Source organism: Amycolatopsis sp. NPDC043889, assembly GCF_056435645.1.
In genome coordinates this window covers 204,030-212,412 of sequence record NZ_JBWKEC010000015.1, presented here as the reverse complement: position 1 = coordinate 212,412, position 8,383 = coordinate 204,030, and the positions used below count along the sequence as shown (strand labels likewise).

Below are 8,383 nucleotides of genomic sequence, written 5' to 3'. Positions count from 1 at the left end.
TTGGTTTTCGCAGTGGGACGTTTCCCCCCGCGGGGGGATAGGGTTTGGGTGCGGGGGGGGGTGTGGGGTGGGGGGGGGGGGTGGGAGGGGGGTTCCCCCCCTTTTTCCCCCCCCACGACCCCTATCCAGACTCTCGCAAATGCCTCAAATCGGGCACTGTCACCCCAGGAATAGTCCCTTGTGGACAGTCGAGGAAGTGTCCGGGCTCCGTGGTGGGTTCGGCTCGCGCGGACGGCCTTGCCCGGCGGCGTCACTGTGGTCACGGGCCACCAGCAGCAACCGATGCGCCACAGACCCCGAAAGTTTTCCGCGACCGAAGGCAATCCGCCTCGCGTCCGGCACCGAAGGCCTGTCCTGACACCGGGATCAGGGGGTCATACGCAGCAGCGGGAGACCCGAGGGCGTGCGGATCTCCAGCGCCTTGATGTCCCCGGTGCGCATCGCGGTGCCGACCACGATATGCGCGGTGTCCTTGGGCATCGCGCGCCAGGACGCCAGCTCGCTGGTGCCACCGTCGGCGCCGACGGCGACCAGGATGTAGTCCCCGCTGCGGTTGCCGCCGTAGCTGCAGGTCATGTCGACCTTCGTGCCGGTCTCCGTGGCGGACATGGCGACTTCGGCGGTCACCGGGTAGTCGCCGAGCGGGGTCATCGGGTCGCCTGCCGCCACGACCGGCCCGGTCAGGACGACCACGAGCGCGACACCGGCGGCCACGGCCGCCCCGGCCGCGGTCGTGGTGATGGCCCGTTGGATCCGCCTTCCCCGGCGGACCCGTTTGAGCACGGTCGGCAGCAGGTCCGGCGAGGGCGCCGGTTCGTCCTCCAGCAGCGCCGGGGCACCGGCCTGGGCGAGCAGTCCGGGGATCCCGGCCAGGTCGCGCACGGATTCCGCGCACCGGTCGCAGACGCGAAGGTGTTTCTCGTAGGCGGACCGGTCTTCCGGGGACAACGCCCCGAGCACGTAGGCCGCGTCGTAGGTGGCGAAGGGGTCGGTCATTGAGTCACCCCTCTTTCCTCCAATATCAGCCGCAGCGCCCGCAACGCGTAGTGCGTCCGCGACTTGATCGTCCCTTCGGCCACACCCAGCCGTTTCGCGGCGTCGGCGACGGAGTAACCCTGGAAATAGCACAAGACGAGGACGTCCCGATGTCTCGGCGACAGTTCGCCGAGGGCTTCGGCGACCAGCCAGCCCTGGACGGCCCGTTCGGTGCCGTCGGTGACCGCCGTTTCGGGTGGTTGGCCGGTCACCACCTCGGGATGGGCCTCGGAAGCGCGCCAGTCGTCGATGGCGATCCGTCTCGCGACGGTGAACAGCCAGCCCCGCGCCGACCCTTCGGACTGGTCCAGCACCTTGGCGTTGCGCCAGGCCCGCAGCAGCGTCTCCTGGACGACGTCCTCCGCGCGGACCCGGTCGCCGCTGGTGAGGTGCAGCGCGTAGGACCACAGTGCCGCCGCGTGCTCGTCGTGCAAAGCCCGCATCAGCCGGTCCTCCGCGAATTCCTTCACCGATCCGTGCTTTCCCGGTTCAGGAGCAGCGGGAGCGCGAAGACCACGCAAGCCACTTCGGTGATCAGGCCCCACAGCTCGGCCTGGGTGGTGAAGCGTTCCGAGACGCCGAAGAACCCTGTGGTCAGCGAGAGCACGTACGCGCCCAGTGTCGCCAAGCCGAAACCGATGGCCGCGAGCGCGGGAAGCCAGTGGCGCCAGACCAGGACGGCGACCGCGATGACCACGCCCGCCACCACGTTCACCAGAAAGAGCGGGCCGACCACATCCGTTTCCGAGGCCCAGTCCTGCCATACGACGTAATGCACCCACGCCGAGCCGAGGAGGCCCGCCGCCACCACCGCCCGCAACAACCACCGGATCATGTCCGTATCTCTTTCCGCGTGTTCGGTTCCTCTATGCCTTTGAACACGGAAAAACGGGCCTCGCGGTTCAATCTCGCTCCCGATGGCCGCCGAAATTGAACCGGATGGCCGTCTGGACCGTGTGTAGGGGCATGACTGCCGAACTCCACTCCCGCCGCACCGTCCTGACCACCGGGGCCGCCGTCGCCGGCGCGGCCATCGGTGCCGTGGCCCTCACGGCCTGCGGAAGCGACAGCAACCCGCCGTCCGGTTCGACCGCCGCACCGCCCGCCGCCGCGCCGGGTGAGACCCTGACCGCGCTCTCCGACATCGAGGTCGGCAAGGCGAAGGCCGCCAAGACCGCCGACGGCAAGGACGTCATCGTCACCAGGACCGCCGAAGGCACGGCGGCCGCGTTCAGCGCGATCTGCACGCACCAGGGGTGCGCGGTCGTGCCCGAGGGCGCGGAGCTGAAATGTCCCTGCCACAACTCGATCTTCGACGCCGTGACCGGCGCGGTCAAAAAGGGACCGGCGGACCAGCCGCTGCCCTCGATCGCGGTCAAGGTCACGAACGGCCAGGTCGTCACGGCCTGAGAAAACGCGGAAAGGGTCCCTTTAGGACGGGAATTCCGTCCTAAAGGGACCCTTTCGGCAAGCTTTCAGCTGTCCCAGGTGAAAATCGGGTCGCCTGCCTCGACGTCGCCACCGGTGAGCAGCCCGGAAAGGACTTCCGCCTTCGCGTCCAGCGCCACCACGGGCACGATCGGCGAGTAGCCGGCGGCCTTGACCGCGTCGGGGTCCCAGCCGACCACCGGCTGCCCGGCGCGGACGGCCTCGCCCTTGACGACGTGGAGGGTGAACCCCTCGCCCTTCTGCTTCACGGTGTCGATCCCCAGGTGGACCAGCACGCCGCGGCCGTCTTCGGTGGCCACCACGAACGCGTGCGGGTGCAGGGTCACGACCGTCCCGTCCACCGGGGCGACCGCGTCCTGGCGTCCGCCCGAGGGCAGGACCGCGATGCCGGGGCCGACCATCGCCTGCGCGAAGACCGGATCGGGCACTTCGGTCATAGCGGTCGTCTTACCGCTCACCGGGCTGAGGATCTCGAGACTCACAGCAGATCCTCGATGTCGCTGGCGATGTTGTCGGCCTCGGGGCCCACGATGACCTGGACACCGGCCCCCATGCGCACGACGCCCATCGCACCGGCGGCCTTCAGCGCCGCCTCGTCGAGCAGGCTCATGTCTTCGAGCTCACAGCGGAGCCGGGTGATGCACCCCTCGACCTCGATGACGTTCTCGGCACCGCCGAGCCCCGCGAGGATCTTTTCCGCCCTGTCATCCGCCATCGCGGTCTCCCTGTTCCCTGTCGGTTTCCCACATGCGAACCAGCTGTACTACGCCGTTCGCCGACTCGCACGTGATCCCTGGCCACGAACGCGTAACGGTGGTTGACACCCGCTCGTGCGACGGAGCATCCTGCCCCATCGGATCATTGGTCTAGACCGGAACGTACCAATCTTCCGGACCAGATGCGAGTACGGGTTCCCCGACCGACCGGCCCGAAAGGACGGTGACCGTCATGAGCGCTTCGGCGCAGCTGCCGCCGTCCGACCGTGTGATCAACGGACCGACGCCCAAGCACGCCCAGCTGCGGGAGATTCTGCGCCGCACGGTGGAGCGTGAGCTACCCCCCGGCTCTCCTATCCCCTCGGAACGTGACCTCGCCGAGACCTACCAGGTGTCGAGACTCACGGTCCGCTCGGCGATCGGCAAGCTGGTCGAAGAAGGGCTCTTGTCGCGGGTGCGCGGCAAGGGGACGTTCACCGCCGCGAGGCGGATGGAACTGCAGCTCTACCTGATGTCCTTCACCGAGGACATGCGCCGTCGCGGGATGACCCCGACCACGGAGGTCGTCAAGACCGCCACCGAGGTCCCGCCCGTCCCCTCGGCGCACGCGCTCGGTCTGGCCGCCGGAACTCCGGCACACCGCATCGTCCGGCTCCGCCGTGCCGACGGGGTGCCGCTGGCGGTCGAACGCGGCTGGTATCACGCGGGCCGGATGCCCGGTCTGCTCGACCTCGATCTCACCCGATCGTTGTACGTCCAACTCGCCCAGTCGTACGACCTGCGCCCGGACCACGCGTGGCAGACGGTCTGGGCCGAATCCGCGGACCGCGAAACGGCACGCCTGCTCGGCATGCGCGCCGGCAGTCCGCTTCTTGTCTTCCGCCGGGTCTCCAGCGTCAACGGGGAACCGATCGAAGACATGACTTCCTGGTACCGGGGCGATCACTACCAGGTCACCATGCAGCTGGACCGGAACACCCCGGATTCCGGTCATCATCCTCACTACGGAGGTACCCGATGAGCTCCACCACCGCGGAGGGGGCGAAGGGCAAAGGCAAGGGACTGGCCGGGCTTCAGCGCTTCGGCCGCAGCCTCATGCTCCCCATCGCCGCCCTGCCCGCCGCCGCGCTCCTGAACAGGTTCGGCCAACCCGACCTGCTCGGCAAGGACGGCCTCGGCTGGGACAAGGTCGCCGAAGTCCTCGGCGCGGCAGGCAACTCGCTGTTCAACTGGCTGCCGCTCCTGTTCGCGGTGGGTATCGCCGTCGGCTTCGCCCGGAAGAGCGACGGCGCGACCGCGCTGGCCGCCGTGGTCGGCTTCTTCGTGTTCACCAGCGTCCTCCAGGTGTTCACGCCGTTCTCCGAGCTGCCGGGCTGGAACCCCGAGAAGCCCGCCGGCCTGATGCTCAACCCGATGAAGTGGTCCTACAGTGTGCTGGCCGGTGTGATCGTCGGTCTGGTCACCGCCTTGCTGTGGCAGAAGTTCTACCGCATCAAACTGCCGCCGTACCTGGCCTTCTTCGGCGGGCGCCGGTTCGTGCCGATCATCACCGCCCTGACGCTGATGCTCCTCGCGGTGCCCTTCGGCCTGGTCTTCCACTGGGTCAACGAAGGCATCCAGGCCGCGGGCGAGGCGGTCACGGGCGCACCGGTCGTCGGTGGCGGCATCTACGGTGTGCTGAACCGGCTGCTGATCCCGGTCGGTCTGCACCAGCTGCTGAACGTGCCGGTCTGGTTCATCTTCGACGGTGGCGACCTGACCGAGTTCTTCAAGGGTGACCCCACCCGCGGCACGTTCATGACCGGGTTCTTCCCGATCTTCATGTTCGCCATCCCCGCCGCGGCGCTGGCGATCTGGCAGAGCGCGAAGCCCAGCCAGAAGAAGATCGTCGGCGGTGTGATGATCGCCGGCGCGCTGACCTCGTTCCTGACCGGTATCACCGAGCCGATCGAGTTCTCGTTCATGTTCGTCGCGTGGCCGCTGTACCTGATCCACGCGATCCTGACCGGTACGTCGATGGCACTGGTGAACGCGCTCGACATCCACCTCGGCTTCGGCTTCTCCGCCGGTGCGATCGACTTCGCGCTCAACAGCTCCCTCCCGGCGGCGAGCGGCAACGTCTGGCTGCTCATCCCGATCGGTCTCGCCTACGCGGTCGTCTACTACGTGATCTTCCGTTTCGTGATCAAGAAGTGGAACCTGCGGACCCCCGGCCGCGAGGACGACGCGATCGAGGCCGATCTCGAAGCCACCGCGGCGAAGCCCGTCAAGTAGTTTCAGCTCAGCAGAACCGAAGGCACGAAAGGGAAAGAACATGCCGGAGAAACGCGTCACCGTGGCCAGCAAGGTGGGCCTGCACGCCAGGCCCGCGGCGACGGTCGCCAAGGCGGCCGCGGCGCAGCCCGTCGCGGTGCACATCGCCAAGGCGGGCGGTGACCCGGTCGCGGCCGGCAGCGTGCTGAACCTGATGACGCTCGCCGCCGGTTACGGCGACGAGGTCATCATCAGTGCCGAGGGTGAGGGGGCCGAGGCGGCCGTCGACGCCATCGCCGAGCTGGTGGCGACCGACCTCGACGCCTGATCCGACCGCTGCGTGTCCGTGGTGAACCCGCGACCGCGATCGACGTCGGCAGGGCGCCATCCGGTCATCCACGTCACAGATGCGGACTGGGCGCCCTGCCACCGCGATAGCGGGGCCCTTCGGCCGGGCGGGTTCACGCGTACGGTCACCTCTACAGGTGCACCTTCAGCTCCGCCGACAGGATCCTGCGAAGCCCGGGCCGCCCCGACCGGCCCGGGCTTCGTAGGGTGTTGGGCATGGAAAGCGTGCGTGGGATCGAACAGTGGCCGGTGGACAACGCCGCCACGGCCGTGGTGACCGCCGCCGGTGACGTGCTGGGCACGCACGGCGACACGAAGAAGGTGTACCGGCTCGCGTCGGTGACCAAGCCGCTCACCGCCTACGCCGCGTTGATCGCGATCGAAGAGGGCGTCGTCGAACTCGACACCCCCGCCGGGCCGGAGGGCTCCACGATCCGGCATCTGCTCGCGCACACCTCGGGCCTGGCCTTCAACGAGCACAAGCCGATGACCGCGCCGGGCAACCGGCGCCTGTACTCCAACGCCGGCTTCGAACAGCTCGCCGACGCGCTCGCCGAGCATTCCGGCATCCCCTTCGCCGATTATCAGGCGGAGGCGCTCTTCCAGCCGCTGGGCATGAAGGCGACCAAGCTGACCGGCTCCCCCGCTTCGGGCGCCGAGTCCACTGTGGACGATCTGGTGGCGTTCGCCGCCGAACTGCAGGCACCGAAGCTCATCGCCGCCGAAACGGTGCGCGAGGCGACTTCCGTGGTCTTCCCCGGGCTTTCCGGCGTCCTGCCCGGCTTCGGCCACCAGAAGCCGAACGACTGGGGGCTCGGATTCGAAATCCGCGACCACAAGAGTCCACATTGGACCGGCTCGTCGAGTTCGCCGCGGACCTTCGGTCACTTCGGGCAGTCCGGCACGTTCCTCTGGGTCGATCCCGATGCCGGTGCCGCCTGCGTCGCGCTCACCGACCGGGCTTTCGGCCCGTGGGCGGCCGAGGTGTGGCCGCCCTACACCGACGCCGTGCTGGCCGAGCTGGGTAAACGTGGCGGGTGACCAGGTGGCCCGGCGGGTCGCGAGTGGCGATTCGGGTCAGGGCCAAGGGTGTCTGCTGGATTTGGCCGCGGCTGATCATGTGTCCGTGAAGGCCTCCTTGCCTACCCTGAAGGTAGTGAAGGAGGCCTTCACGGACCTTCAGGGTCGCCGCTCTCGTCCCAGGTACACCAGCGACCACAGCAGGCACAGCGGCCGCGTGTGAAGGCCCCCTTCCCTCGGCTCAGCCGAGGGAACTCGACCTTCATGTACTTCAGGCGGGCACGGGCACCGGTACCGAAGCGGGCAGACAGCTCCGTCCCGTCCCTTTTCGGCGCCCCGCAGCTGAGCTGGGCAAGAACCCACAGGAAACCCGGTTACCACTCGAATGAGTGACGTGACCGAGGTTGCATCACTTAACGGCCACGATGCCTTGCCAGCCCCTTAGGTGAGCTTTACCTTAGCCGCGGCACAACCGTGGGGGCTGACCGAAGGAGGGCCCCGTGGCTGTGGGCCGGATAGCTGTGGTTCTGTTCGTCGCGGCGTTGCTGACGACCTCTGTCGTCGCCTGCGACAGCGCGGAGGAATCCGACGCGCTGGTGATCTACTCCGGACGCAACAAGGAGCTGGTCGGCGGGCTTCTCGACCGGCTGAAGCAGGCCACCGGGACCCCGGTCGAGGTGCGCTACGGCGGCAGCGGGGAGATGGCCGCGCAGCTGCTCGAAGAGGGTGAGCGCACCCAAGCGGACGTCTTCTTCGCGCAGGACGCGGGCGCGCTCGGCGCGGTCGCCGGCCAGGGCAGGCTCTCCCCGCTCCCCGCCGAGGTCCTCGGCCTCGTACCCGCCGGCTACCGCGCCGACGACGGCCGCTGGGTCGCTACCTCGGCCCGGGTCCGGGTCGTCGCCTACGACCCGCGCGCCGTCACCGAAGCGGAGCTGCCGAAGAGCCTCGACGACATCGTCGACCCGAAGTGGAAGGGCAGGCTGGGGTTCGCCCCGACCAACGGCTCCTGGCAGGCGTTCGTGACCTCGGTGCGGGTCCTCAAGGGCGAGGACTTCGCCCGCGACTGGCTGCGCAGGTTCGCCGCGAACGAACCGAAGCGGTTCGACAACAACGTCGCGATCCTCAACGCCGTCAACGACGGCCAGCTGCCCGCCGGGTTGATCAACCACTACTACTGGCACGCCAAGGTCGCCGAGGCAGGCGCCGGCGCGGTGCGGGCGAAGCTGCACTACGTCCACGGCGGCGACCCTCTCGGACTGGTGAACGTCGCCGGGGCCGGTGTCGTGGAAGGGAGCGACCGGGGGGACGCCGCGCTGAAGGCCGTCCGGTTCCTGCTCTCCGAGGAGGCGCAACGGCATTTCGCCGACGTCACCGCGGAATATCCGGTCGTTCCGGCGGTGAAGTCGTCGAAGCACCAGTTGCCGCCGCTCACCGGGCTGCACGGCCCCGACATCGATCTCTCGCGGCTGTCGTCGCTGCAGCAGACCGTCGCGCTGCTTCAGGAAACGGGCCTGTCCTGAAAGGCGTCTTCCGAGCCGCCCCCGCACTGACGACGCTCGGTG

Annotated in this window: 10 protein-coding genes and 1 pseudogene; 6 read left to right on the top strand and 5 right to left on the bottom strand. The window is 68.6% G+C overall.

The window, feature by feature from the left end; genetic code table 11:
• Positions 1-366 precede the first annotated feature (366 nt).
• The 3 genes from AC0685_RS26220 to AC0685_RS26210 are packed head-to-tail and all read right to left on the bottom strand — an operon-like array spanning position 367 to position 1,870.
• Entirely contained in the window at positions 367-996 is a 630-nt protein-coding gene (locus AC0685_RS26220) for an anti-sigma factor family protein (RefSeq protein WP_478227923.1), read from the bottom strand.
• Positions 993-1,505 (bottom strand): sigma-70 family RNA polymerase sigma factor, encoded by a 513-nt coding sequence (locus AC0685_RS26215; protein ID WP_125675061.1) that lies wholly within the window; start codon positions 1,503-1,505, stop codon positions 993-995. The genes AC0685_RS26220 and AC0685_RS26215 overlap by 4 nt, the downstream gene beginning before the upstream one ends.
• On the bottom strand, positions 1,502-1,870 hold the full coding sequence (locus tag AC0685_RS26210) for a hypothetical protein (RefSeq protein WP_478227922.1): 369 nt from the start codon (positions 1,868-1,870) through the stop codon (positions 1,502-1,504). The genes AC0685_RS26215 and AC0685_RS26210 overlap by 4 nt, the downstream gene beginning before the upstream one ends.
• Before the next feature lie 131 nt (positions 1,871-2,001).
• Between AC0685_RS26210 and AC0685_RS26205 the strand changes: the two genes are divergently transcribed.
• Positions 2,002-2,445 carry a QcrA and Rieske domain-containing protein gene (locus AC0685_RS26205; protein ID WP_478227921.1) on the top strand — a complete coding sequence of 148 codons (444 nt, stop codon included), beginning with the start codon at positions 2,002-2,004 and terminating at the stop codon, positions 2,443-2,445.
• 65 nt (positions 2,446-2,510) lie between these two features.
• Here AC0685_RS26205 and AC0685_RS26200 read toward each other — a convergent pair whose 3' ends face one another.
• A complete protein-coding gene (locus AC0685_RS26200; protein ID WP_016333082.1) occupies positions 2,511-2,966 on the bottom strand; it encodes a PTS sugar transporter subunit IIA in 456 nt (151 codons plus the stop codon).
• Positions 2,963-3,208, bottom strand: a pseudogene (locus tag AC0685_RS26195) (PTS sugar transporter subunit IIB); the annotation flags it as partial. The gene AC0685_RS26200 and the pseudogene AC0685_RS26195, both read right to left, overlap by 4 nt.
• Before the next feature lie 224 nt (positions 3,209-3,432).
• Here AC0685_RS26195 and AC0685_RS26190 point away from each other — a divergent pair.
• The 5 genes from AC0685_RS26190 (at position 3,433) to AC0685_RS26170 (ending at position 8,341) form a co-directional block, all read left to right on the top strand.
• Positions 3,433-4,221, top strand: a complete 789-nt coding sequence (locus tag AC0685_RS26190) for a GntR family transcriptional regulator (RefSeq protein ID WP_478227920.1) — start codon at positions 3,433-3,435, stop codon at positions 4,219-4,221.
• Positions 4,218-5,474 carry a PTS transporter subunit EIIC gene (locus AC0685_RS26185; RefSeq protein WP_340683155.1) on the top strand — a complete coding sequence of 419 codons (1,257 nt, stop codon included), beginning with the start codon at positions 4,218-4,220 and terminating at the stop codon, positions 5,472-5,474. The genes AC0685_RS26190 and AC0685_RS26185 overlap by 4 nt, the downstream gene beginning before the upstream one ends.
• Positions 5,475-5,514: 40 nt before the next feature.
• Positions 5,515-5,781 carry an HPr family phosphocarrier protein gene (locus tag AC0685_RS26180; protein WP_007031200.1) on the top strand — a complete coding sequence of 89 codons (267 nt, stop codon included), beginning with the start codon at positions 5,515-5,517 and terminating at the stop codon, positions 5,779-5,781.
• Positions 5,782-6,017: 236 nt separating this feature from the next.
• Positions 6,018-6,842: a serine hydrolase domain-containing protein gene (locus tag AC0685_RS26175; RefSeq protein WP_340683156.1), complete on the top strand. Its 825-nt coding sequence runs from the start codon at positions 6,018-6,020 to the stop codon at positions 6,840-6,842.
• Positions 6,843-7,321: 479 nt separating this feature from the next.
• A complete protein-coding gene (locus AC0685_RS26170) occupies positions 7,322-8,341 on the top strand; it encodes an iron ABC transporter substrate-binding protein (RefSeq protein WP_478227919.1) in 1,020 nt (339 codons plus the stop codon).
• The last annotated feature ends 42 nt before the right edge of the window (positions 8,342-8,383 follow it).

Bases quoted from the DNA above. Each gene is read 5' to 3' on its own strand.
- AC0685_RS26220 (WP_478227923.1), bottom strand. From the start codon at position 996: ATGACCGACCCCTTCGCCACCTACGACGCGGCCTACGTGCTCGGGGCG.
- AC0685_RS26210 (WP_478227922.1), bottom strand. From the start codon at position 1,870: ATGATCCGGTGGTTGTTGCGGGCGGTGGTGGCGGCGGGCCTCCTCGGC.
- AC0685_RS26205 (WP_478227921.1), top strand. From the start codon at position 2,002: ATGACTGCCGAACTCCACTCCCGCCGCACCGTCCTGACCACCGGGGCC.
- AC0685_RS26190 (WP_478227920.1), top strand. From the start codon at position 3,433: ATGAGCGCTTCGGCGCAGCTGCCGCCGTCCGACCGTGTGATCAACGGA.
- AC0685_RS26185 (WP_340683155.1), top strand. From the start codon at position 4,218: ATGAGCTCCACCACCGCGGAGGGGGCGAAGGGCAAAGGCAAGGGACTG.
- AC0685_RS26180 (WP_007031200.1), top strand. From the start codon at position 5,515: ATGCCGGAGAAACGCGTCACCGTGGCCAGCAAGGTGGGCCTGCACGCC.
- AC0685_RS26175 (WP_340683156.1), top strand. From the start codon at position 6,018: ATGGAAAGCGTGCGTGGGATCGAACAGTGGCCGGTGGACAACGCCGCC.